The sequence below is a fragment of the Colwellia sp. BRX10-1 genome, from assembly GCF_014077545.1.
In the GTDB taxonomy this organism is placed as follows: Bacteria; Pseudomonadota; Gammaproteobacteria; order Enterobacterales; family Alteromonadaceae; genus Colwellia_A.
This window is the reverse complement of the sequence record NZ_JACGWC010000009.1, coordinates 126,121-149,427: the sequence shown is the minus strand read 5'-3', so window position 1 is coordinate 149,427 and position 23,307 is coordinate 126,121. Positions and strand designations below refer to the sequence as shown.

Sequence of the window (23,307 nt, the reverse complement as noted above, 5' to 3'; positions counted from 1 at the left end):
TTTCGATTAGCGGTTTTTCTTTGTTTGGCGGTGAGATAGAGATTTGAACTCTAGAAGGGCTATAAACCCTTGCTGGTTTTCAAGACCAGTGCTTTCGACCACTCAGCCATCTCACCTGAATGTCTCAAAACAATTGCTTGCTTGAAGACGAGGCGAATATTAAAGTGTAGAAAAAGACTTGTAAAGCATTTATTTAACAAAAATGTTTGTTTGCTAAAAAAAACAACAAATCGCTAGCTATTTAAACAATCTTCAAGGGTGTGTATGGGTAATAATAATTTTTCTGTAAACAAGTGCCGCTGTTCTTGGCTTGATACCTCAAAACCTGATTATGTAAAATACCACGATGAAGAATGGGGAGTGCCGGTTCATGACGATAAAGTGATGTTTGAATCCCTTGTTTTAGAATCTGCACAAGCTGGCTTAAGTTGGTACACTATTCTTAAGAAACGTGAAGGTTACCGTACGTTATTTTTAGACTTTGATGTAAATAAAGTTGCAAGGTTTACTAACGACGATGTAGAACGTTTAATGCAAGATGCCTCAATAGTACGCAACAGGCTAAAAATAGTAGCAGCTATTAATAATGCACAACGATTTATTGAAATACAGCAAGAGTACGGAAGTTTTTGTCAGTTCATCTGGTCTTATGTTGATAATAAAACCCAAGTTAACAGTATAAATGATACAGAGAAATCAGTTGCTACGTCCCCTATTAGTGATAGATTAGCCAAAGACATGAAGAAGATTGGCTTTAAATTTCTAGGCTCAACAACCTTATATTCACATTTACAAGCAACCGGATTGATAAATGACCACTCAAATAGCTGTTTTAGAAAATAACTGAGTAATACCTTGGAAAAATAACAATCACCAACAAGCCACCAATGCTAGTTAATGCGGCTAAATTTTTTAGTTACAAATATTCACAAATTATTAGTAAATATCAACAAATTTAAGCAACTAAATAATAGTATTTTAAAAAACGCCATGTCATAATATGTCAAGATGTCATAAAGAAAGTTTAAGAGTACTCTTGAATTTGACTTAAATGGCCTTATCTAAAAAGTATAACTAAAGTTATCAGAGGAAGTTTTATGCAATCAAATATTGGTTTACAAGCGAGTAAAAGCTCAGCTATAGAAATTAACAAGGTACTTAAAAATACCTATATGTTGTTATCAATGACATTAGCTTTTAGTGCCGTTACTGCCGCTATTTCTATGTCGTTGAACTTGCCACACGGCGCAGCTCTTATAATGACATTAGTCGCTTTTGGCTTAATGTTTGTTGTAAACAAAAAAGCTGATTCAGCGAGTGGTATTTTTTGGATTTTTGCATTCACTGGTTTAATGGGAGCCTCTCTAGGCCCTATGCTTAACCATTACGCTGCAATGCCTGCAGGTCCTGGAATGATAATGCAAGCCTTAGGTGGTACTGCATTAATATTTTTCGCCTTATCGGGTTATGCATTAACTAGCAAAAAAGACTTCTCGTTTATGGGTGGTTTTTTGATGGTCGGTTTAATTGTGGTAATAGTTGCAAGTATTGCAAATATTTTCTTTCAAATACCGGCTCTTTCATTAGCAGTTAGCGCAGCTATTATCATGATTATGTCTGGTTTAATCTTGTTTGATACTAGTCGTATAATTAATGGTGGTGAAACCAACTACATTCGAGCAACTATTTCTTTATACTTGAATATTTACAACATCTTCGTGCATTTATTACACCTTTTAGGCGTAATGGGCGGCGATGATTAATATCGTAAGATAATAGAATGTAAGTGAGTTATTGCTTATAATATAAAACCTCGTTGATCTTACGGTCACCGAGGTTTTTTTATATTCATTTATAATCACTATTTACTTGTGTATGTAGGACATTTTGTGAAAAAACTCGCCTTTGTTATTACCACCCCGCCCAACAGTAACTTAACGGCTACTGCTATTAATATGGTTACCGCTGCGTTAAAGAGTGATATTAACGTTGTTGGCGTATTTTTTTATCAAGACGGTGTTTTAAATGGTAGCCAGCACCTTGCACTCCCTAATGACGAATACCAAGCGCATCGACAATGGCAACAATTACATCACGACTATGATATTCCTTTACACTTATGTGCTACTGCAGCAGAAAAACGTGGGCTAAGTGATGATATTAATGATGGTCAAGCCGCTACTATTCATCAGGCATTTACCTTATCGGGCCTAGGTGAGTTAGTAGAATTGAATGTCAACTCTGATCGTTTAATTCAACTGTAAGGAATTTATCATGTCTGAAGCCAAAAAATCACTTGCTATCGTTAATGCCAGCGCACCCTTTTCAGCAGCAAATGCTAAAGATTCTCTTGATGTTGCCCTTATTTTTGGCTCTTATGAACAAGCCATTAGTTTGTATTTTCAAGGCGATGGCGTTTATCAATTAATACCCAAACAACAACCTGAATTTATCCAACAAAAAGACTTTTTAAAAACGTTAGCGGCATTAGAGTTTTATGATATTGAAAATATTTATGTTTGCCAACATTCACTGACTCAACGTGGCTTGGCTAACGATTTTTCTATTGAAAACGTAGCCGTACTTGACCGTGCAGAGTTCTCGATATCATTACACCAACATCAATCAATATTAAGGTTTTAACCCACATGAGTATGCTTCACTTAGTGCGCACATCCGCTTTTCAAACAAGCGACTTTGAACAATGTCTTGACGTAATACAAGCAAATGACACTATCGTGCTACTTGATGATGGTTGCTACAACCTTAGTCATGATTTATGGCAACAAGCCTTAAGTAAAATAGCGCTGCCCGCGCTTTATATTGTTGAAGCGCACGCACAAGCAAGAGCTATAACGATTGATAAAGAAAAAATAAACACTTTATCACTCGATGCATTAATGACATTGATTTGTGCAACAGAAAAATCGGTAACTTGGCAGTGAGTTTATTTTTTAATGAGCAAGAAATAGCCACCGACAAGCAAGGTTATTTAATTAACTTTAAAGACTGGCATACAGATTTAGCGCAGATAATTGCTGATAAAGACCAATTGGTATTAACGGAGCAACACTTTGAAGTTATACGCTTCGTTAGAGAGTTCTACCTGACTTACAATACGTCCCCGGCAATAAGAGCGTTAACAAAAGCGATGAAAGCAGAATTTGGCGAAGAAAAATCAAGTAGTCGGTACTTATATCGATTATTCAAAGAAGGGCCAGCAAAACAAGCAACAAAGTATGCTGGTTTACCAAAACCAGCACGCTGTATTTAAACGTTTTACTCTCCGACTATCAATATTAAACTTTAATATTGATAGTGAAACCACTGCTACCTGATGTTGGTAATGCCACGGAGTCAACACTGCCAGCCGAGGCGATAAGCTTTAGCGCCATTTCACCTTCAAGCTCTTGCTGACCTTTAGATAAGGCTGCGGTTTTTAATGCATAACCTGTAGTTATATCTGTTTGCACACTTTCAATATTATTCAATGATAACGACATAAAGCCTCTCACGTTTTAGCTATGCACATAGCAAGTTAGAACAAGTACAACATTTGTCACAAACTATATCGACTCTCTTTATCATAACTTTAGTCAATGATAACATTTAATCAAAAGCTGATAATAACGCTTCCACAGGATGACGAGTCTGCATGTTTCCTAAACGCTTTGTTTGGCTTCTACAGGAGTAGCCAGTCACTAAGACTTGTTTAGCCTCTAATTTAGCTAACTTATCTTGCCAACTCATTTCAAATAACATTTTCGAGTTTTCAAAATTTACTTGCTCATGTCCGTAAGTACCAGCCATACCACAACAGCCCACAGAGACGTTTTCAAGTGTCAAACCAAATAACTTGAATATCTCACGCCATTGCCCTTCACTACCGGCTAATGCCGTTTTCTCAGTACAATGTGCAAATAATTTATAAGGCGCCACTGGTTTATCACCCGTTAGTGATGAAAGTGCTATTTTAGTATTCTGATGTTCTATAACCGTTAATAACCATTCATGGGCTAACAGCACGTGAAAATCGCCACGCTTATCACCAAGCGTTTGTTTATATTCGTCGCGATAGCAAAGCGTTAATGAAGCATCTAAACCGACCATAGGTATATTTAACTGATGAAGTTCATTTAAAAATTCAGCGGTATTTTTAGCTGTCTTTGCAAATTTAGCTAAAAATCCTTTTACGTGCTGCGGTTTACCATTAGGTTTAAACGGTAATAATATTGGGGTAAAACCTAACTTTTCAATTAATGCCATCATAGCTTCAACGACGTTAGCATCATAAAAAGAAGTAAACGGGTCTTGAACGATCAGCACATGACTCGCTTGTTGCTCTTTATTGAACCCTTGTAAATAAGCAAGATCAAAGGATTGATAATTTTTTTCTCTGACTTGCTTTGCTAAGGTAGGTACAGAAAGTATCGGAGTATCAATATAACCAATCGTTGCTCGTGAAAATTTGTCGTACCATTTATGGGATAATACCGAATTAATTAATTTCGGAGATTTGGCCATTAATGGCGTTAATGTTTCTACATTAGCGACTAAGTGATCTTTTAACGGACGGAAGTATCTTGAATGATATAAATTAACAAAGCGCGCTCTAAAATCTGGAACATCTACTTTTACAGGGCATTGACTCGCACAAGCTTTACAGGCTAAACAGCCTTGCATCGCTTCCATCACTTCGTGAGAAAAATCTTCTTTTTGATGTGCTGAAAAACGATTTTTTATCTTATCTAATAAACGTTTTACAGACCAATGCTGAATGTTTTCTTCTAAACTAAGGATATCGACTCCCTTAGCTTCTAAAAGACGTAACCACTCACGCATCAAGCCTGCTCTACCTTTCGGCGAATGTCTTCGGTCACGCGTTACCTTGCTTGAAGGACACATTGGGCTGTCTACATCATAATTGAAACACAAGCCATTGCCATTACAGTCGAGCGCTGAACTAAATGAATCTTTTACCGTTATAGGTATTTGCCGGTCATAGAAACCCCGTTTAGTGTCGTCAACCGAGACTAGTTTTTCACTCGATTCAAGTGGCGTACAAATTTTACCTGGATTCATTTTATTATGCGGGTCGAAAGCACTTTTAATTTTTCTTAGTTCAGTAAATAAATGTTCACCGAAAAATTTTGGACTGTATTCGCTTCGATAACCTTTGCCATGTTCACCCCACATTAAACCACCATATTTAGCGGTTAACGTTACCACTTTATCAGAGATTTCGCGGAGCAACTTTTCTTGTTCAGGATCGCACATATCGAGTGCTGGGCGGACATGTAAAACACCCGCATCAACATGACCAAACATGCCGTAGTGCAAACCATAACTATCAAGTAATGCGCGAAACTCAACAATGTAATCCGCTAAGTTTTCGGGTGGCACGGCCGTATCTTCGGCAAAAGCTAATGGTTTTTGACTACCTGCTGTGTTGCCTAACAAGCCAACGGCTTTTTTTCGCATACCATAAAGTTTATTGATACTGCTTAAATCAGTGGTCACTTGATAACCAATAACACCGGTATTATTGCTAATGTCGCTATCTAAACGTGCTGTTAATTGTGCGACTTGATCGGCTAACGCTTCAATACTGGTGCCGTTGTACTCAACAATATTAATACCGTCCATGACTTTACTGTCAACATCGGTGATTAGATCTCGCACCGAATGCCAGACAATATCTTGTTTGGCTAAATTTAAGACTTTTGAATCGATGGTTTCAACTGAAGTCGCTTTAGCTTCAACGAGTGCCGGTGAATGGCGCAGCGCAGAATCAAAACTGTCATATTTAATTACAATCAGTGTTTTAGCTTTTAAAATTGGCGTTAAGTTGAGTTTTGCCTCACAAACAAAGGCTAACGAACCTTCTGAACCGGTGATCAGACGAGAAATATCAACTTGGCTTAAATCATCATTAAAAACATTTTCTAGATCATAACCTGTTAAAAAACGATTTAAACGGGGAAATTTTTCTAAAATCAAGGCTCTGTTGTCACGACATGAGGCCAGTACTTGTTTAACAATATGGCCGTAACTGCTATTTTGTTGCGCGAGTTCTTCCGCTTCCTCAATGGACATCGGAGATGTTGACAGAAAGTCACCATTGGCTAAAACTGATTCTAGGGCTAAAACATGATTAGAGGTTTTGCCATAGACCAGAGAGCCTTGTCCGGAAGCATCAGTATTAATCATGCCACCAATGGTTGCACGACTACTGGTTGATAAATCTGGAGAAAAGAAAAAACCGTGTGGACGTAAATAATCATTTAATTGATCTTTGATGACGCCCGCTTCAACACGTATCCAGTTTTCTTCAATATTAATTTCTAAAATACGGTTCATATATTTTGACAAGTCAACAACAATGCCTGGCGTTAAGCTTTGTCCATTGGTGCCAGTTCCACCGCCACGCGCACTAAACTTAATACTTTGATACTTTGGCGTTGAAGACAATTGACTGATCAATTGTACGTCTTGCTTACTTCGAGGATGTAAAACCAATTGTGGTAATTGTTGATAAATGCTGTTGTCGGTAGCAACCGCTAGCCGAGCACTATATTGGCAATTAATTTCACCGCTATATTGACTGTTACCAAGCTCCTGAGAAAACTTTTGATACAATGGAGCGATAAGTTCTTGGTGTTCTAATGAAGGTAAGCTCTGAGACATAGACGAAAAACATATTAACGATTTAAGGTTAAGGTAAGTATATCACGTCAGTTTTGAATTATGACTCAAGTTTTGTTGAAGAGTGCAAAAAGGCTAAGAACTTTTTAACTAAACTTATAGTAAAAAGAACCTAGCCTTTGTTTATTATATTGCCAGTGAGGCTATGACCTCACATTATTAATCGATAAACCACGCTATACGATTATTTATTCTTGTGGTTTTCAGCAATATACAACCAAGTCGCTAATACCGTATCTGGATTAAGCGAAACACTGTCGATACCTTCTTCAACCAACCATGCGGCAAAATCAGGGTGATCTGACGGGCCTTGGCCACAAATACCGACATATTTACCACGCGCTTTACAAGCTTTAATCGCCATCGACAATAAGGCTTTAATGGCTGGATTGCGTTCATCAAATAAATGAGCGATTAAACCAGAGTCACGGTCTAAACCTAGTGTTAATTGCGTTAAATCGTTTGAACCGATAGAAAATCCGTCAAAATGATCTAGAAATTGATCGGCTAACAGACAGTTCGACGGTAATTCACACATCATAATAACGCGTAAACCATTCTCACCACGTTTTAGACCATTCTCAGCGAGTATTTCAATAACTTGCTCGGCTTCTTCTACCGTACGAACAAATGGGATCATGATTTCAACGTTGGTAAAATCCATGTCGTTTCGCACGCGTTTAATCGCTTCACACTCAAGTGCAAAACATTCACGGAAATCTTTAGAGATATAACGTGCTGCGCCGCGATAGCCAATCATTGGATTTTCTTCTTCCGGTTCAAACACGTCGCCGCCAACTAAGTTAGCATATTCGTTTGATTTGAAATCAGACATTCTAACGATTACTTTCTCAGGCGAATAAGCTGACGCTAAGGTTGCAATGCCTTCAGTTAGCTTAGCAATATAAAATTCAACTGGGCTAGCATAACCAACGATAATATCGTTAATTTCATCTTTTAAATCGTCAGATTGCTCATCAAAATTTAACAATGCTTTTGGATGAATACCAATCATCTTATTAATGATGAATTCTAAACGTGCTAAACCAATACCCGCATGAGGTAAACGAGCGAAACCAAAGGCTCGGTCTGGGTTACCAACATTCATCATTATTTTTAATGGAACTTCTGGCATCGAATCAACTTGAGAAGTGGTTACAGTAAAATCAAGTTTACCTTTGTAGATAAAACCAGTATCACCTTCAGCACAAGAAACGGTAATATCATCGCCATTCGCAATACGTTTTGTCGCATCACCACAACCAACAACCGCAGGAATACCCATTTCACGAGCAATAATTGCAGCATGACAAGTTCTACCACCACGATTAGTAACAATCGCAGAAGCACGCTTCATAATAGGCTCCCAATCAGGGTCGGTCATATCGGTGACTAAAACATCACCGGGCTTAATTTTATCCATTTCAGCCAGTGAAGCTAAAACCTTTGCTTCACCACTACCAATTTTGTGACCTATTGAGCGACCTTCACAAATAACATCAGCGGTTGTTTGTAATTGAAACTGTTCCATGACATTAGCGCTTTCGCGGCTACGAACTGTTTCAGGGCGCGCCTGAACGATGTAAAGCTTACCGTCTAAGCCATCTTTAGCCCATTCAATATCCATTGGACGTTGATAATGCTTTTCAATAATAACGGCTTGTTTGGCAAGTTCTTGAACTTCATCATCGGTTAATGAAAATTGATTAGACAACTTTTCTTCAATATCAACAATTTCAACTTGTTTGCCATGACTTTGATCTGTGGTGTAAATCATTTTTATGGCTTTACTACCGATATTACGACGAACAACCGACGGTCTACCTTTAGCAAGTGTAGGTTTATGAACATAAAATTCATCAGGGTTAACTGCGCCCTGCACCACCATTTCACCTAAACCGTAACTTGAGGTAATAAAGACTACGTCTTCAAAGCCAGACTCAGTATCAATAGAGAACATCACACCGCTTGAAGCAATATCACTACGTACCATACGCTGAATGCCAGCAGACAAAGCAACACCACGATGGTCATAACCTTGATGAACACGATAAGAAATAGCACGGTCGTTAAATAAAGAAGCGTAAACATGTTTGATCGCTATCATCACAGCGTCAAAACCACGTACGTTTAAGAAAGTTTCTTGTTGTCCCGCAAAAGAAGCGTCGGGCATATCTTCTGCCGTTGCTGAAGAACGAACAGCAAATGAAGCATCGTCAGCAAAACCATCGGCTAAGGTGGTGTAGGCTTTTGCTATATCTTGCTGCATTTCAGGTAGAAATGGTGTTTCTATGATCCAATTACGGATTGTTTCACCTGATTTTGATAATGCGGCTAGGTCATCAACATCTAAATTATCAAGCAACTGATATATTTTGTCGTTGATGCCACTTTGTTCTAAGAATTCATTAAATGCGTAGGAAGTCGTAGCAAAACCGCCTGGGACTTGCACGCCTACGTTTGAAAGGTTTGAGATCATTTCACCAAGTGATGCATTTTTTCCGCCAACGCGGTCAACATCATTCATTCCTAAAACTTCATACCAAAGTACATTTTCTTGCACGACATCTTCTCCAAAAAAAAAGAAACAAAAATAAATAGATTTATGAGTTATATCAGTATATTTATAGCTTAAGACATTTTACACTGCGAACTTTATAAACTGAAATGTTATTTGAAACATTTCAGTATAAGTTACAGTTATACCCATTTGATTAATTGAATGGCCTAGTTTTCATCAGAAAAATGGGTAAATATCCTGCATAAAATTTATTAAGTCATTAACCTACTTATTAATTTTATCTGGCAGTAGTCATTTATTTTAACTATAAAAAAACTCAGCTAATTTTATTGGTTGGGTATTAAAAATAATAAAGAGGTTTTTAAATGCGCGCTGCTTTTTATATTTCTGATGGCACAGCCATTACATCAGAGGTTTTTGGTCATGCTTTGCTATCACTTTTCCCAATGGAATTTGATCACGACACTATTTCATTTGTTGAAACTGTTGAAAAAGCAGAAGCGGCAAAAATAAAAATTAATAAGGCCGCTAAACGTACCGGTATGCCACCGTTAGTTTTTCATACCTTTGTTAATAACGACATTAGAAAAATTATTGATAGTTGTGATGGCGTTATTTATAACTTCCTAGAGCATTTTGTCGCGCCACTTGAGAAAGAACTGCAACTAGACGCTAAGCCTACCGCTCATCGCACGCACAGTATTCACGAAAATAGTTATGATTATCGTATTGATGCGGTTAATTATTCACTGGCCAATGATGATGGTTCAAATGTTACCAATTATGAGCATGCCGACGTTATTCTAGTGGGTGTATCGCGCTCGGGTAAAACACCAACCTCGTTATACCTCGCACTACAATATGGTATCAAAGCAGCGAACTATCCTTTTACTGATGATGATATGGACGACCTGACTTTACCTGACTTTTTAAAACCTCATAAAAAGAAACTGTTTGGCTTAACTATCGACGCACAACGCTTAATTGATATTCGCGGTGAAAGATTAGCGAACAGTAAATATTCATCAGCACGACAGTGTCGAATGGAAGTTAGAGAAGTTGAAAAACTGTATAAGAAAGAAAAAATTCCCTTCCTTAACAGCACAAAGTTTTCCGTAGAAGAAATATCAGCAAAAATCCTCAATGAAACAGGCTTACAACGCTATAAATATTAACTTAGTTCAAATTAATCTTTGAAAATACAGAAAGCATTTCACATAAGCCGCTAATTTGGTTATGTTAGCGCGATAAATTATATTGCGCTGACTTTTTTATTGCGCATTAACGCCTTCAAATAAAAAATTAGATTACCATGACTATTAAAACGGACGAATTTAGAACCACGCTAATTGAAAACCTTGTTTCTCCTGAAGAATTAGCACAGCAAATCCCACTAGATGATGAAACAGCGAGTTTTATCATCCAAAGCAGAAAAGACATTGAAGCGATTATCACCGGTGACGACGACCGTTTACTGGTCATTATTGGCCCGTGTTCAATTCATGACACCACTGCTGCTGTTGATTACGCAGAGAAACTTAAAGTATTACATGATAAGTACCGAGATGATTTATTGATTGTCATGCGTGTTTATTTTGAAAAGCCTCGTACAACGGTTGGCTGGAAAGGCTTGATCAGTGACCCTGATTTAGATAAATCTTTTCATGTAGCCAAAGGCTTAAACCTAGCTCGCTCATTATTAATGGATATTAATAAACTCGGTTTACCTGCGGGCACTGAATTTTTAGATATGGTGACCGGCCAATATATTTCAGACTTAATAAGCTGGGGAGCTATTGGTGCTAGAACAACTGAAAGCCAAGTTCACCGAGAATTAGCTTCAGCCCTTTCGTGTCCGGTAGGTTTTAAAAATGGCACTGACGGTAATGTACAGATTGCTGTTGACGCCATCAACGCCTCTAGTGTGCCTCATGTTCTATACTCACCCAATAAAAGTGGTCAAATGTGTATTTATCAAACGCATGGTAACCCATTTGCTCATGTTATTTTACGTGGCGGTAAAGAGCCGAACTATCACGCAGAAAACATTAGTAAGACCGGTGAAGTATTAGCTAAAGCTGGCTTAGAAAATCGTATTATGATCGATTGTAGCCATGGTAATAGTTTTAAAGACCATAACAAACAAATTGATGTTGCTCGCTCTTTAAGAGCTCAAATGGAGCAAGGCGACAACGCTATATTTGGTGTAATGGTTGAAAGTTTCTTAGTTGAGGGTAATCAAAAAGTGGTTGATGTTAACAAACTCACCTACGGACAAAGTATCACTGATGCCTGTATTAACTTAGACACCAGTGTCAGTTTGTTAGATGAGTTATCGGCGGCTGTTCAAGCTAAACGTTCAACTCAACGTTAAATTTATCTATAAAGCATATTTCAACGCTTAAATAAAAAAAGCCGCTGAGGATAACTCCCCTGCGGCTTTTTTATATTCAGCAAAATTTATCTAAGTGAAACCAAACCAAACACCGTAACGTAAAGTGTTTGGTTAGCTCCGTTTGCTGCTAATGCTCAACCAATTCTTTCTTTTGAATATAACTGAGTACTAATTTATCTTTTTTGACACCAACTTTCGCCACGCCACCGTGTGTTAGATCACCAAACAATAATTCATTAGCTAATGGTTTCTTTAAGTGCTCTTGTATTAGACGTGACATAGGTCGAGCGCCCATCGATTTATCATAACCGTTAACAGCCAACCATTTTCTAGCGTCTTTCGTTAATTCTAATGAAACGCCTTTTTGATCAAGTAGTGCCTGTAGTTCAACAATAAATTTATCAACCACTTGTTGAATAACAACTTCATCTAAATGGTTGAACCAGACAATATTGTCTAAACGATTTCTAAATTCAGGTGAGAAGGTTTTATTAATTTCACCCATTGCATCAATTGACTGATCTTGTTGTTTAAAACCAATAGATTGGCGAGTTATTTCATGAGCTCCCGCATTGGTTGTTAACACTAAAACAATATTTCTAAAATCAGCTTTACGACCGTTATTATCGGTTAATGTTCCGTGGTCCATGACCTGCAATAAAATGTTATAAACATCTTCATGCGCTTTTTCAATTTCATCTAACAAAACCACAGAATGAGGATGCTTGATTACTGCATCCGTTAATAAACCGCCTTGCTCATAACCAACATAACCTGGAGGAGCACCTATTAAGCGGCTTACCGCATGTTTCTCCATGTACTCTGACATGTCGTAGCGTAATAGTTCGACACCTAAAGATTTAGCTAATTGTTGTGTTACTTCTGTTTTACCCACCCCAGTTGGCCCAGCAAATAAGAACGAACCAACAGGTTTGTGTTCATTACCTAAACCAGCACGAGATAAGCGAATTACTGACGTCAGTTCATCAATAGCGTGGTCTTGTCCAAAAACAACCATTTTCAAGTTACGGTCTAATGTCTTAAGGCTGTCTTTTTCTGATGATGAAACTGACTTTTCAGGGATCCTCGCCATTTTGGCAACAATAGATTCTATATCACTGTCGTTAATTACTTTTTTACGCTTCGAAGCAGCAACTAATTGTTGTTTTGCACCCGCTTCATCAATAACATCAATGGCTTTATCAGGAAGAAAACGCTCATTGATATATTTAGCCGACAATTGTGCAGCTGCACGCAAGGCTTTATTGGTATAACGAATACCGTGATGTGATTCGTATTTTTCTTTTAAACCATGCAATATTTTAGTGGTGTCATCAACACTTGGCTCAACAACATCTATTTTTTGAAAACGGCGCGCTAATGCACGATCTTTTTCAAAAACACTTTGGTATTCTTGGTAGGTCGTTGAACCCATGCAACGAAGTTTTCCTGATGATAATAATGGTTTTATTAAATTAGAAGCATCCATCATGCCACCGGAAGCAGCACCAGCACCAATTATCGTATGAATTTCATCGATAAATAGAATGGCATTGCCCTCTTCTTCCAACTCTTTTAATAAGCCTTTAAAACGTTTTTCAAAATCACCACGGTATTTGGTGCCCGCTAATAAAGCGCCCATATCAAGCGAGTAAATAGTGGTTTCAGCTAAGAATTCAGGTACATCGTCAGAAATAACTAAATTGGCAAGTCCTTCGGCAATAGCCGTTTTACCCACCCCTGCTTCACCAACAAATAAAGGGTTATTCTTACGACGACGACTTAGCACCTGTAAAGTTCGTTCTAATTCGCTATCGCGACCAATTAGCGGGTCAATATTCCCTTTTCTCGCTTCTTCGTTAAGATTAGTAGCAAAGTTTTCAATAGTACGGGGTTCTTCAACGTGAGCTTCTTCGGTAGATTGCGGAGAATCCGTATGTTCTATTTTAGAAATTCCATGAGAAATGAAATTTACAATGTCTAAACGACTAATGTCTGATTTTTTCAGAAAGTAAGCCGCTTGAGATTCTTGTTCACTGAAAATAGCAACCAGGACATTGGAACCGTTAACTTCACTTTTTCCAGAAGATTGCACATGAAAAACGGCTCGTTGTAATACGCGCTGAAAACCTAACGTTGGTTGAGTTTCACGTTCAATTTCCCCTTCTGGGATCACTGGCGTTGTTTCTGCTATAAAATCTAATAACTCTTTACGTATTTTTCCCATATCGGCAGCACAAGCTTTAAGCGCTTCGATTGATGAAGGGTTATCTAATAAGGCTAATAATAAATGCTCAACCGTCATAAATTCATGACGGGAGTCCTTGGCTTGACGGAAAGCCATATTTAATGATATTTCTAAATCTTTGTTCAGCATAGACTACTCCACTTTAAACCATGCGAATTCACGCTTTTTCCATTGTACATTGCAATGGGTGCTCATTTTCTAATGCGTATTGATTAACTTGTTCAACTTTTGTTTCTGCTATTTCAGCAGTAAAAGTACCGCATCGCCCCTTTCCTTTATAATGAATCTCTAACATTACGTCGGTCGCCTTATCTGAGTTCATATTAAAAAATCGACACAGCACATCTATGACAAAATCCATCGGCGTATAATCATCGTTAAGTAACACAACAGTATACATAGGGGGCTTTTCAAATTGCTCTACAAGTTCGTCTTCAAGGACTTCTTGATTATCTAGTAACTCTTTCCACTTGCTCATAATTTTATATTAGTCTGTACCTAGTGATTTTGCTTTAACATTTAAAAAAATAAATATTCAATTAACTGATAAAATTAACTTGATTATTTATATAACTTGTCTACTGTTTACTTTAGTGATTATTTTTTAATCATTAATACATTTATGTTAATGCTTTTATGCAAGCATACCTAATTACCGATGTAGAAGGAAGTTGAAGTATGGCTCACGGGACAGTGAAGTGGTTTAATAATGCAAAAGGGTTTGGTTTTATTCGTCCAGAGGATGGTGGTGAAGATATTTTCGCGCATTATTCAACAATCCAAATGGAAGGATACCGTACATTAAAAGCTGGTCAAGACGTTGATTATGAACTAAATGCAGGCCCCAAAGGCCATCATGCTGCTAGTATTACACCTGATGAAATTGAAGCTATGGGTGAAGAATAATTTTCTATTGCGCTGCAATAATCCAATAAAATACCTGTTTGCTCATCTAGCAACCAGGTATTTTTTTATCCGTGCTTGTAACTAATTGAAATAGAGATACCCAAGCGAAACATAAGCAACATAAAACAAGAGTAAAAAGATTGATTTTAGTTTGCCTATTGAATGACCAAACAATAAGAACACGGTCAATACCAACGTAATAAATAATAAAGCCCACTGATCAAACTCGGCAAATCTTCCTTGGAACGAAATGGGTGAAATTAAAGAAGAAACACCAAGAATACCCAGAATATTAAAAATGTTACTGCCAACAACATTTGCAACAGCTACATCCATGTGTTTTCTTAATACCGCCATTACCGAAATAGTAAATTCGGGCAGTGATGTCCCTATAGCAACTAAAGTGAGCCCTATAAGCGCGTCAGATACTCCTAAGGCTTTGGCAATAATTGTTGCTCCAGTAACAAACCATTGTGCGCCTAGCATAAGAAAACCTAAACCGAATGCAATCGATAATATCACCAGCCAAGTTTTGTGAGGTTTAGTGTGTAGCTCTTTTCCTTCAGCTTGGTGGAGTTTATGCGAAGCCGTATTATGATTTTTCTCTTTGTAAATGGTGAAACCTAAATAAGCCAAAAGCGCACTAATCATCGCCACACCAGAAATAATAGAGAATGAACCGGTTAGCCCTATTAAAATGAGTAAAGAAACAGCACCTAGCATCACTATCGCATCACGTTTAAGGGCAGACTGTTTAAACGCCAAAGGGGCTATTAATCCACAAGTACCAATAATAAGACCAATATTACCTATATTGCTCCCCATGATGTTCCCTAATGCCACAGCTGAATTGTTATTCATTATGGCATTTACTGAAACGATTAATTCTGGCATGGAGGTGCCAAAACCAACAATGACTAAACCACTTAAAAAGGGAGAAACGTTAAGTTTGTTCGCGGCAGACATGGCTCCACGTATCAAAAGTTCACCGCCAATGATTAACATCAACAGTCCTGCAATCATCATTATATAATTCATTAATTTGCCTGAAGATATCCAACAAAAGTATTTTCTATATTATATCTTTAAAATACCAAAAAGATGACAGTTTTTTGTAGGCTTTGTTGACGTTAACTTCTATAATTGTGAATATTATGATCAATAAAAATATTAAGCCTTAAATCTTGTTTTACTTCATATCCAGCCTGTTATTATCCGGCTTTTGGTTTTTACTTACTGATGGTGATCTTGCTTCATTGCTTGTTGGTGTTGTTTTCATCCCCATGAGCATTTTTGTATCTGCCAAATTGTCAGAAAAAACCAACAGTGCTAATCGCACTTTTTACATCAACATTGCTAAAGTACCTAAATTCATTTGGTTTTTCATTTATCAATCGATAAAAGGCGGAACCGACACAGCAGTGCGAGTATTCTCTGTTGACATGAAATTACAGCCTGAATTTATTCACTATTCAATTAAGTATTTACCGGCTGGTTCACCAATGAACTTATTTATGAACGTGGTTAGCTTATTGCCAGGTTCGGTAAGTGTTATTAGAGAGCCTACCCGTGTACTGGTTCATGTGCTAACAGTTACCAGCAGTTCATTAGAAGATATATATCAATGTGAACTCGCTATTTGTGAGCTTTATCATTTAGATATTTCTCCGCAAGAAAATTATTCATCGACGAAAATAGCGAGTAAGTAATGACTTTTTTTTACACTATCGTGGTTATCATTTTGTTAATCTGCTTAATCGTTGGGCTGCTCAGAGTATTAATTGGCCCTGATAACGCCAACCGTATGTTAGCGGCACAATTATTTGGCACCATAGGCACAACAATCGTTCTTGTTTTTTCGGTATTACAAAATAACGAAGTTATCACTAACGTTGCTTTAGTCTTTACCTTATTAGCATCGATTACCGTCATTGCCTTTTTAAAGTTAGCAGAGCAGCCGATCGACAACGTTAGCCCATCAGAGAATCATAAACATGATAGCTAATATATTTACCATCATAATGTTGTCATTAGGATGCCTATTTTTTATCGCTGGGACGATAGGACTATTACGCTTTCCTGACGTATTTTGTCGCCTACATGCTTTGACTAAATCTGATAATTTAGGCGTAGGTTTAATCACCTTAGGGTTACTACCACAAGTTAATAGTGTTTCTATGGCAATAAAAGTCATCTTGGTATGGGCATTATTATTACTGACAAGTGCGACGAGCTGTCATTTAGTGGCCCGCCATGAACGCAGAAGACAAATGGTGGAACATGATGGTAATCAGCACAACAACGGGAACAATAACAAATGAATAGTGAATTATGGATTGATATCTTATTGTGTCTTTGCGTTTTAGTTATTGCCGGTTCAATGTTTTTAGTCAAACAGTCGTTCACCGCCATTGTATTATTTATTAGTCTTGGACTGGTGATCACCCTTTGCTGGATCCAGTTGAATGCCATTGATGTTGCGATCGCTGAAGCGGCCATTGGCGCAGGTTTAACGGGAGCAATGTTGCTAGCGTCATGGCGCAAACTATCAATAGATAAGCCCACAGATAAGAAGGGTCGAGGTGATCTTTGATAAAATTTTTAGCAAAAAATAGTGATGTTATTGAAAAAACGCTCATTATTATTTTAGTCACCCTGTTTACTGCATTTTTCATTTTTGCTTTATTTAACCAGGCACCACATGGCAATGAACTACAAGCGTTAGTGTTAAATTCGCTTGATAAAACGGGTGTAACGAATATCGTTACCGCTGTGCTGTTAAATTATCGTGCTTACGATACTTTTATTGAATTTGCTGTTTTTTTAGTGGTGGCGATAGCTGTGTTACCCTACATATTAGATACCCCTGTTTTGACCTTTACCCTTCAGGAAGAGTCGCAAGTCTTACTGATCGCCAAGGTCTTTATCCCCTTAACCATTATTATGGCCGGTTATTTACTGTGGATTGGTTCAACAAAGCCCGGTGGCGCTTTTCAAGCTTCGGCTTTGCTAGCTGGCTGTATAGTTTTATTATCATTAGCAAACGTACAAGTTATCGATTTTACTAAACTACGCTATCGCTTGTTAATGTCGTTAGGGCTAATCGCTTTTATTGCTGTGATACTACTTCTTTATTTGCAGTCCCATGCTTTTCTCACGTTTCCTGTTGAGTTAGCCGGTGCCAGTATTTTAGTGATCGAATTTTTTGCAACTTTTGCGATTGCCTTAATATTATTCCTTTGTTTTGAATCGATTAACAAAGGGCATGCGTAATGGAATTATCCCAAACTAATTTATACACCCTTTGCTCAATTTTATTGTTCGCTATTGGCTTGCTAGGATTTTTATTGAATAGCGACTTTATTCGTAAATTATTGGGCCTAAATGTCATTGGTATTGCTATTTTTATGTTGCTACTTGCTATTGCGCATACCTACCCTAATGCTATTGACCCTGTTCCTCATGCCATGGTGTTAACAGGAATAATAGTTGCTGCAGCAGGTACCGCTTTAGGTCTTAACTTAGCCTCTAAAATAGCCAAGTTCGCGCGATTAGTACAAAAAGAAGAAGCGGCTACACAATCAGAGTCGGTCTATGAAAATAGTAGCAATGATACTCAAGGTCGAGGTTAATTTGATTAATAATTTCATTACAACTTTTTCATTACCGGCATTAATGATACTCCCTATGGTTATTGCTATTATTTGCTTTGTGGCAGGTAATACGAAATTAAGCCGGCTAATCAGTGTTATTAGCTCGATAACGTTAGTGGTTATCTGTGCTCTACAAGCGGGTTATGTTTTACAACAAGCCGTAGCCATTGAGTTAATTATTGGTGGCTGGCAGCCGCCACTAGGCATAAGATTATCGATTAACGAATTTAGCGCCATTATGCTGTTAATGACCTCGACAATAGGTTTAGCTATCACATTTTACAGCACACAATATTTTGATGATAACGAAAAAGAAGTCCGCTTCTGGCCTTTATGGTGGTTTTTAATCACCGCCTTAAATGGTATTTTTATCTCGTCTGATATTTTTAATACTTATATTATGCTCGAGCTCTTGGGGCTTTCTGCAGTAAGTTTAATTGCTATTCAAGGCACGCAACAAGCACTACAAGCATCATTTCAATACCTATTAGTTGGCCTGTTTGGTTCGTTAATGTATTTATTGGGTGTGGCTATTATTTATCGTACTTATGGCGTTCTCGACAATCAACTGGTTGCTAATTTAGTTGAAAGTAATAGCAGTATGCAGTTAGCGTTAGCCCTTATTACCTTGGGTATGATGATGAAATGCGCTTTATTTCCATTACACTTTTGGCTACCTTCAGCCCATTCCAATGCTTCTGCGCCAGTAAGTGCAATGTTGTCTGCTTTAGTGGTTAAAGCCGCATTTTTTATCCTTTTTACCTTTTGGTTTAAAATTCTCGCGCCAGTGGTTACATTTACGGCGGTGACTATAATGGGTATATTTGGCGCCATGGCGGTCATTTATGGCTCATATCGGGCTTTTACTTCACCCAGATTAAAGCAATTAATTGCCTACTCTACTGTTGCACAAATTGGTTATTTATTTCTCGCATTTCCGTTAATGTTTACCACGCCTGATTTAGCACGAACTGCAGTCATTTACTTTATTGTTGCCCATGGCTGTGCAAAAGCCGCGATGTTTTTAGCCGCCGGCGTTATTCAAAAAGCGATGGGGCATGATCAATTATCACAACTGCAAGGCATAGCATCACAGCTCCCCATTAGTATTTTTGTTTTTGCGGTAACCAGTGCTAGTTTAATTGGGCTGCCGCCAAGCGGAGGTTTTATTGCTAAATGGTTATTATTGAATAATGCCGTAGAAGCTCAACAATGGTGGTGGGTATTAACCCTCTTTATTGGCGGCCTATTAGCGAGTGCTTATCTATTTAGAGTACTCAATTTGGCGTTTACCACACCGACTCAGGAAAACTCACTTACCGTTTTAGCTATCAGTGAAAGTAAGCTTTTAGGTGCAGTTGGACTCTCTGTTATTACCATCATTATTGGTTTAAATGCGATGTGGTTAACTAACCTAATTACGGGTAGTTACTAATGATTTATGTTGTAAATGAGCTTCAAGGACAATTAGCATGTTAAACGACTGGCTACCGCTTATTATTTTAATCGTTGCCTTTAGTACCGGCATTTTGATGATGGTCATCGATGAGAAAAATGAAAAATTCAGAACATCTGTTAATTTAACGAGTGCGGCAATTAATATTATCTTAATTGGCATAATGCTCTTGGGCGTTTCTCAAGGCGCTGTATTTGAAACAAGATTACCGCTATTACCTGATATTAACTTAGTACTCAAAGCTGATGCTCTGTCTTTAGCCTTTGTGACACTATCGGGCGTGTTATGGTTTTTTACCACTATTTATGCTGTGGGTTACTTTAAAAAAGGGAAACACAAAAGTCGATTCTTTGGCTTTTTCAGTCTCTGTGTTTTTTCAACCTTAGGAGTCGCTTTAGCGGGTAATTTAATTACTTTTTTAATTTTTTATGAGCTCCTTACCTTAGCGACATACCCATTAATTGTTCATAAAGGTAATGACGATTCGTTGAAATCTGGTAAAACCTATTTACGTTATACGATGATCGGTGGCGCTATCTTAATGGTTGCGGTTGTCTGGTTAAAGTCTATCGCGGGTGCTTTAGATTTTTCAACGCCAGATATCTTACTTAATACCCCCAATATTGACCCGACCACCATCACTATTATTTTTGTTATGCTGATGATAGGTTTAGGCGTTAAAGCGGCTTTATTTCCACTGCATGGTTGGTTACCTCGTGCAATGGCAGCACCCGCACCGGTTAGCTCATTACTGCATGCTGTAGCGGTAGTAAAAGCTGGAGCTTTTGGCATTATACGTGTGGTTTATGATGTGTATGGCGTCGACCTAGCAAGTTCTTTAGGTGTTTTACAAGTCCTGTTGGTCTTTGCATGTTTTACCATTATTTATGGTTCGGTTAGGGCTATTTATCAAGATGATATAAAAAAGCGTCTTGCTTATTCAACGGTTAGTCAGGTGTCATATATAACGCTAGGCATAGCACTCGCCGGCCCTATTGCGGCCGTTGGCGCTATTATGCATTTAGTGCATCAAGGGCTAATGAAAATCACTATGTTCTTTTGTGCTGGTCTGCTGGCTGAAACACATCACATTTATAAAGTTAGCCAGTTAAATGGCATTGCTAAAAAAATGCCGATCACCATGACTGCTTTTACCATCGCAATTTTAGGCATGATTGGTATACCGCCAATCGCGGGCTTTGTTTCTAAGTGGTACCTTGGTGTTGGCGCTATTGAAACAGGTAATGCTTGGGTAATAGCAGTGCTAGCGGGTAGTAGTTTATTAAACGCAATTTATTTCTTACCTTTGGTTTATCGCGCATGGTTCCTTGCTCCATCACAAGAGAATCAAGATACCGAGCACGCCAGTTTACCAAGACAATTATCCACACCGGTACATGCTACCCAACACGCAGAATTACCTGCAGAGCCACATACTGAGCATCAAAACCATGTAGAGAACAAACCAACGCTAGAAGCACATTGGATGATGCTTTTACCACCGGTTGTTACCATAACTTTTGCTATTTTGGCGGGATTATTCGCTAATAGTCAATACAGTGCATTAAGCTGGTCAAAGCTGATCGCAACCTCTGAATCTATTGGGTTTAATCAAACAACAACTCTTTTGCAATCGTCGATTTTACCTCAGCAAATGTCAAGCTGGTTAGTTTGGTCTATTATATTACCCTTGATATTAGCAGCATTAATTATCATACGCCCCAAAGCTATCAAACTTACCTATTTAATGCCACTTTGCGCCATTCCTGCTATTTATTTAGGCTTACAACCTGAATATTATTTTCAAAGCATACCGTTCTTATTTTTTGGTAGTGAACTTTCACTTGATAAGCTCAGCCAAGGTTTTCTATTGCTAGCGGGGCTATTATGGTTACTAAGCTCAACGTATGCTTTATTTTATCCTCATTTGGGTAATAATAAATCTAACTTTATGGCGTTATTTTGTGTCGCCATGGCCAGTAGTTTTGGTTTAGTACTGAGCACAGACATGTTTGGATTTTTGACCTTTTTTACTTTTATGAGTTTGTCGTCTTATGTGCTCATTATTAGAGATAAAACAGCCGCCGCAATATCAGCCGCTAATGTCTATATAAAGTGGGTCATTATCGGTGAAGTTGCTATTTTTAGTGCTTTTTGTATTCTCAATTATATGGACTTAACCCAACACACTGTTAGCCCAACGTTATTACAATTTATGGGACTGATGCTGATTGTTGGTTTTGGTATAAAAATTGGCTTATTTGGTTTCCATTCTTGGTTACCTCTTGCACACCCTGTTGCTGCGGTGCCCGCTAGTGCCTTATTAAGTGGTTTTATGGTAAAAGCCGGTATGATTGGTTGGCTTAAGTTTTTCCCTTTTCAAGCAGATGATTTGGCCACATTCTCTCAGTTAGGTTTACTGACTATTGCCATTGGTGCCCTTGGCGCCTTTTATGCGGCAATAAAGGGCATGAGTCAAAAGGATCCTAAAGCGGTACTTGCCTATTCTACGGTAAGCCAAATGGGCATATTATCTGCTTGTTTTGGTGTGATATTAGTCTTTCCAGCACTTAGAGATGCAATGACCACGGCTATTATTTTTTATGCTATTCATCACGGGTTAGCTAAGTCGGCTTTATTTTTATCTGTGGGAATTACGCCACTATTAAATAAACAAAGTAATACGCCAGTCTATTTACGTGGTATGACTTATATCACCATGATATTACCTGCGTTATCCTTGGTTGGGGCAGCCTTTACCAGTGGTTTTTTCGCTAAAAATGAAGTCAAAAATTTGTTGAGTGACTTACCTTATTTAAAATATGCAATTATTGTCAGTGCATTATTTACTGGACTATTAATGTGCCGTTTTATCCATATGGCTTACTATAAAGGTCAGAAAAATAGCGCTCATGACAGTAAACCTCAATACCCATTACTGGTTGTTTGCCTAGTTAACACCCTACTAGTGCTGTTAGCGCCTTGGTATTTACTTAATGAAAAGTACACCTTAACCAGTTTATTATCACTGGTGACCCTAAACAGCTTTATATCATCGTTAATCCCGATATTTCTTGCCGTTGTTGTCTATAAATTACTGGTGACCTTTAAACTAGACGGACGCGTAATTTTCAGCCTCGATGCATTCAAGCTAATAGCGATAAATAAGCCTTTCTCAACAAACGAAAAGCTAATAGCAAATATTGAGCAAGAGAAAGCTATTGATCTAGGCTTAATGGCTCAACTGAAATCTTTTATTAATAAAAAGCTCTCACCTCAGGAAGTCATGCCACTGAATATGCAGTCAACCTATGTGTCAGTCGTTTTAATCGGTGTTTGTATTTTATTATTAGTAGCGTTTAGCGTTTAAATGTAATGTGCCATCGTCTAATGAAAGATAAACAGAGATATTTACAATAATTC

At 37.9% G+C, this 23,307-nt stretch carries 23 protein-coding genes and 1 tRNA gene; 17 read left to right on the top strand and 7 right to left on the bottom strand.

Annotation, left to right across the window (positions count from 1 at the left end; translation table 11 throughout):
* Nucleotides 1–25: 25 nt before the first annotated feature.
* Nucleotides 26–116, bottom strand: a tRNA-Ser gene (locus tag H4J75_RS10105).
* Nucleotides 117–264: 148 nt separating this feature from the next.
* On the opposite strand from H4J75_RS10105, the gene H4J75_RS10100 reads away from it, so the two are divergent.
* The 6 genes from H4J75_RS10100 (at nucleotide 265) to H4J75_RS10075 (ending at nucleotide 3,274) form a co-directional block, all read left to right on the top strand.
* Nucleotides 265–843, top strand: coding sequence for a DNA-3-methyladenine glycosylase I (locus H4J75_RS10100; protein WP_070373647.1), 579 nt, complete (start codon nucleotides 265–267; stop codon nucleotides 841–843).
* A 254-nt stretch (nucleotides 844–1,097) separates the two neighbouring features.
* The gene (locus H4J75_RS10095) at nucleotides 1,098–1,763 is read left to right on the top strand and encodes a Bax inhibitor-1/YccA family protein (RefSeq protein WP_070373648.1); all 666 of its coding nucleotides are present in this window, start codon (nucleotides 1,098–1,100) and stop codon (nucleotides 1,761–1,763) included.
* Nucleotides 1,764–1,889: 126 nt separating this feature from the next.
* Nucleotides 1,890–2,264: a sulfurtransferase complex subunit TusD gene (gene tusD, locus H4J75_RS10090; protein WP_182222044.1), complete on the top strand. Its 375-nt coding sequence runs from the start codon at nucleotides 1,890–1,892 to the stop codon at nucleotides 2,262–2,264.
* 10 nt (nucleotides 2,265–2,274) lie between these two features.
* Nucleotides 2,275–2,643: a sulfurtransferase complex subunit TusC gene (gene tusC / locus H4J75_RS10085; RefSeq protein ID WP_182215997.1), complete on the top strand. Its 369-nt coding sequence runs from the start codon at nucleotides 2,275–2,277 to the stop codon at nucleotides 2,641–2,643.
* 5 nt (nucleotides 2,644–2,648) lie between these two features.
* A complete protein-coding gene (tusB, locus tag H4J75_RS10080; protein WP_182171813.1) occupies nucleotides 2,649–2,945 on the top strand; it encodes a sulfurtransferase complex subunit TusB in 297 nt (98 codons plus the stop codon).
* On the top strand, nucleotides 2,936–3,274 hold the full coding sequence (locus H4J75_RS10075) for a TusE/DsrC/DsvC family sulfur relay protein (RefSeq protein WP_182216104.1): 339 nt from the start codon (nucleotides 2,936–2,938) through the stop codon (nucleotides 3,272–3,274). The genes tusB and H4J75_RS10075 overlap by 10 nt, the downstream gene beginning before the upstream one ends.
* Before the next feature lie 25 nt (nucleotides 3,275–3,299).
* Here H4J75_RS10075 and H4J75_RS10070 read toward each other — a convergent pair whose 3' ends face one another.
* From H4J75_RS10070 to ppsA, 3 genes are all read right to left on the bottom strand, one after another.
* Nucleotides 3,300–3,503, bottom strand: a complete 204-nt coding sequence (locus H4J75_RS10070) for a hypothetical protein (protein WP_070373653.1) — start codon at nucleotides 3,501–3,503, stop codon at nucleotides 3,300–3,302.
* Nucleotides 3,504–3,609: 106 nt separating this feature from the next.
* A complete protein-coding gene (locus tag H4J75_RS10065; RefSeq protein WP_182222043.1) occupies nucleotides 3,610–6,687 on the bottom strand; it encodes an FAD-binding and (Fe-S)-binding domain-containing protein in 3,078 nt (1,025 codons plus the stop codon).
* A gap of 202 nt (nucleotides 6,688–6,889) precedes the next feature.
* Nucleotides 6,890–9,268, bottom strand: coding sequence for a phosphoenolpyruvate synthase (gene ppsA / locus H4J75_RS10060; RefSeq protein ID WP_182222042.1), 2,379 nt, complete (start codon nucleotides 9,266–9,268; stop codon nucleotides 6,890–6,892).
* Nucleotides 9,269–9,591: 323 nt separating this feature from the next.
* Between ppsA and H4J75_RS10055 the strand changes: the two genes are divergently transcribed.
* On the top strand, nucleotides 9,592–10,401 hold the full coding sequence (locus tag H4J75_RS10055) for a pyruvate, water dikinase regulatory protein (protein WP_070373656.1): 810 nt from the start codon (nucleotides 9,592–9,594) through the stop codon (nucleotides 10,399–10,401).
* Nucleotides 10,402–10,538: 137 nt separating this feature from the next.
* Complete coding sequence (locus H4J75_RS10050; protein ID WP_182222041.1) at nucleotides 10,539–11,600, top strand: 3-deoxy-7-phosphoheptulonate synthase; 1,062 nt, start codon at nucleotides 10,539–10,541, stop codon at nucleotides 11,598–11,600.
* A gap of 148 nt (nucleotides 11,601–11,748) precedes the next feature.
* On the opposite strand, the gene clpA is transcribed toward H4J75_RS10050, so the two are convergent.
* Both clpA and clpS read right to left on the bottom strand, forming a co-directional pair.
* A complete protein-coding gene (clpA, locus tag H4J75_RS10045) occupies nucleotides 11,749–13,998 on the bottom strand; it encodes an ATP-dependent Clp protease ATP-binding subunit ClpA (protein ID WP_182216003.1) in 2,250 nt (749 codons plus the stop codon).
* A gap of 28 nt (nucleotides 13,999–14,026) precedes the next feature.
* Nucleotides 14,027–14,347 (bottom strand): ATP-dependent Clp protease adapter ClpS, encoded by a 321-nt coding sequence (gene clpS, locus H4J75_RS10040; protein WP_070373659.1) that lies wholly within the window; start codon nucleotides 14,345–14,347, stop codon nucleotides 14,027–14,029.
* A gap of 200 nt (nucleotides 14,348–14,547) precedes the next feature.
* On the opposite strand from clpS, the gene cspD reads away from it, so the two are divergent.
* Nucleotides 14,548–14,775 carry a cold shock domain-containing protein CspD gene (cspD, locus tag H4J75_RS10035; RefSeq protein WP_070373660.1) on the top strand — a complete coding sequence of 76 codons (228 nt, stop codon included), beginning with the start codon at nucleotides 14,548–14,550 and terminating at the stop codon, nucleotides 14,773–14,775.
* An 81-nt stretch (nucleotides 14,776–14,856) separates the two neighbouring features.
* Here the strand turns inward: cspD and H4J75_RS10030 are convergent, their stop codons facing one another.
* Nucleotides 14,857–15,813 carry a calcium/sodium antiporter gene (locus H4J75_RS10030; RefSeq protein ID WP_182222040.1) on the bottom strand — a complete coding sequence of 319 codons (957 nt, stop codon included), beginning with the start codon at nucleotides 15,811–15,813 and terminating at the stop codon, nucleotides 14,857–14,859.
* A gap of 146 nt (nucleotides 15,814–15,959) precedes the next feature.
* Between H4J75_RS10030 and H4J75_RS10025 the strand changes: the two genes are divergently transcribed.
* Genes H4J75_RS10025 through H4J75_RS20145 form a run of 8 tightly spaced genes read left to right on the top strand, consistent with a single transcriptional unit; the run spans nucleotide 15,960 to nucleotide 23,254 of the window.
* A complete protein-coding gene (locus H4J75_RS10025) occupies nucleotides 15,960–16,484 on the top strand; it encodes a Na+/H+ antiporter subunit E (protein WP_182222039.1) in 525 nt (174 codons plus the stop codon).
* Nucleotides 16,484–16,780, top strand: a complete 297-nt coding sequence (locus tag H4J75_RS10020) for a monovalent cation/H+ antiporter complex subunit F (RefSeq protein WP_182216008.1) — start codon at nucleotides 16,484–16,486, stop codon at nucleotides 16,778–16,780. Before H4J75_RS10025 ends, H4J75_RS10020 begins: the two co-directional genes overlap by 1 nt.
* Nucleotides 16,770–17,096 (top strand): monovalent cation/H(+) antiporter subunit G, encoded by a 327-nt coding sequence (gene mnhG / locus H4J75_RS10015; protein ID WP_182216009.1) that lies wholly within the window; start codon nucleotides 16,770–16,772, stop codon nucleotides 17,094–17,096. The genes H4J75_RS10020 and mnhG overlap by 11 nt, the downstream gene beginning before the upstream one ends.
* Nucleotides 17,093–17,368: a DUF4040 domain-containing protein gene (locus H4J75_RS10010; RefSeq protein ID WP_182216011.1), complete on the top strand. Its 276-nt coding sequence runs from the start codon at nucleotides 17,093–17,095 to the stop codon at nucleotides 17,366–17,368. The genes mnhG and H4J75_RS10010 overlap by 4 nt, the downstream gene beginning before the upstream one ends.
* Nucleotides 17,365–18,048: a Na(+)/H(+) antiporter subunit B gene (locus tag H4J75_RS10005; RefSeq protein ID WP_182216012.1), complete on the top strand. Its 684-nt coding sequence runs from the start codon at nucleotides 17,365–17,367 to the stop codon at nucleotides 18,046–18,048. Before H4J75_RS10010 ends, H4J75_RS10005 begins: the two co-directional genes overlap by 4 nt.
* Nucleotides 18,048–18,407 (top strand): NADH-quinone oxidoreductase subunit K, encoded by a 360-nt coding sequence (locus H4J75_RS10000; protein WP_182216014.1) that lies wholly within the window; start codon nucleotides 18,048–18,050, stop codon nucleotides 18,405–18,407. Before H4J75_RS10005 ends, H4J75_RS10000 begins: the two co-directional genes overlap by 1 nt.
* Entirely contained in the window at nucleotides 18,370–19,863 is a 1,494-nt protein-coding gene (locus H4J75_RS09995; RefSeq protein ID WP_182222038.1) for a complex I subunit 5 family protein, read from the top strand. Before H4J75_RS10000 ends, H4J75_RS09995 begins: the two co-directional genes overlap by 38 nt.
* Nucleotides 19,864–19,900: 37 nt before the next feature.
* Entirely contained in the window at nucleotides 19,901–23,254 is a 3,354-nt protein-coding gene (locus tag H4J75_RS20145) for a complex I subunit 5 family protein (RefSeq protein WP_182222037.1), read from the top strand.
* Nucleotides 23,255–23,307 lie beyond the last annotated feature (53 nt).

Excerpts from the sequence above, each read along its gene's own strand:
- tusC (WP_182215997.1), top strand. The coding sequence starts at position 2,275 with ATGTCTGAAGCCAAAAAATCACTTGCTATCGTTAATGCCAGCGCACCC.
- H4J75_RS10070 (WP_070373653.1), bottom strand. The coding sequence starts at position 3,503 with ATGTCGTTATCATTGAATAATATTGAAAGTGTGCAAACAGATATAACT.
- cspD (WP_070373660.1), top strand. The coding sequence starts at position 14,548 with ATGGCTCACGGGACAGTGAAGTGGTTTAATAATGCAAAAGGGTTTGGT.
- H4J75_RS10020 (WP_182216008.1), top strand. The coding sequence starts at position 16,484 with ATGACTTTTTTTTACACTATCGTGGTTATCATTTTGTTAATCTGCTTA.
- H4J75_RS20145 (WP_182222037.1), top strand. The coding sequence starts at position 19,901 with ATGTTAAACGACTGGCTACCGCTTATTATTTTAATCGTTGCCTTTAGT.
- H4J75_RS10100 (WP_070373647.1), top strand. The coding sequence starts at position 265 with ATGGGTAATAATAATTTTTCTGTAAACAAGTGCCGCTGTTCTTGGCTT.
- tusB (WP_182171813.1), top strand. The coding sequence starts at position 2,649 with ATGAGTATGCTTCACTTAGTGCGCACATCCGCTTTTCAAACAAGCGAC.
- mnhG (WP_182216009.1), top strand. The coding sequence starts at position 16,770 with ATGATAGCTAATATATTTACCATCATAATGTTGTCATTAGGATGCCTA.
- clpS (WP_070373659.1), bottom strand. The coding sequence starts at position 14,347 with ATGAGCAAGTGGAAAGAGTTACTAGATAATCAAGAAGTCCTTGAAGAC.
- H4J75_RS10000 (WP_182216014.1), top strand. The coding sequence starts at position 18,048 with ATGGAATTATCCCAAACTAATTTATACACCCTTTGCTCAATTTTATTG.
- H4J75_RS10055 (WP_070373656.1), top strand. The coding sequence starts at position 9,592 with ATGCGCGCTGCTTTTTATATTTCTGATGGCACAGCCATTACATCAGAG.
- H4J75_RS10095 (WP_070373648.1), top strand. The coding sequence starts at position 1,098 with ATGCAATCAAATATTGGTTTACAAGCGAGTAAAAGCTCAGCTATAGAA.
- H4J75_RS10050 (WP_182222041.1), top strand. The coding sequence starts at position 10,539 with ATGACTATTAAAACGGACGAATTTAGAACCACGCTAATTGAAAACCTT.
- H4J75_RS09995 (WP_182222038.1), top strand. The coding sequence starts at position 18,370 with ATGAAAATAGTAGCAATGATACTCAAGGTCGAGGTTAATTTGATTAAT.
- clpA (WP_182216003.1), bottom strand. The coding sequence starts at position 13,998 with ATGCTGAACAAAGATTTAGAAATATCATTAAATATGGCTTTCCGTCAA.
- H4J75_RS10065 (WP_182222043.1), bottom strand. The coding sequence starts at position 6,687 with ATGTCTCAGAGCTTACCTTCATTAGAACACCAAGAACTTATCGCTCCA.
- H4J75_RS10030 (WP_182222040.1), bottom strand. The coding sequence starts at position 15,813 with ATGAATTATATAATGATGATTGCAGGACTGTTGATGTTAATCATTGGC.
- H4J75_RS10010 (WP_182216011.1), top strand. The coding sequence starts at position 17,093 with ATGAATAGTGAATTATGGATTGATATCTTATTGTGTCTTTGCGTTTTA.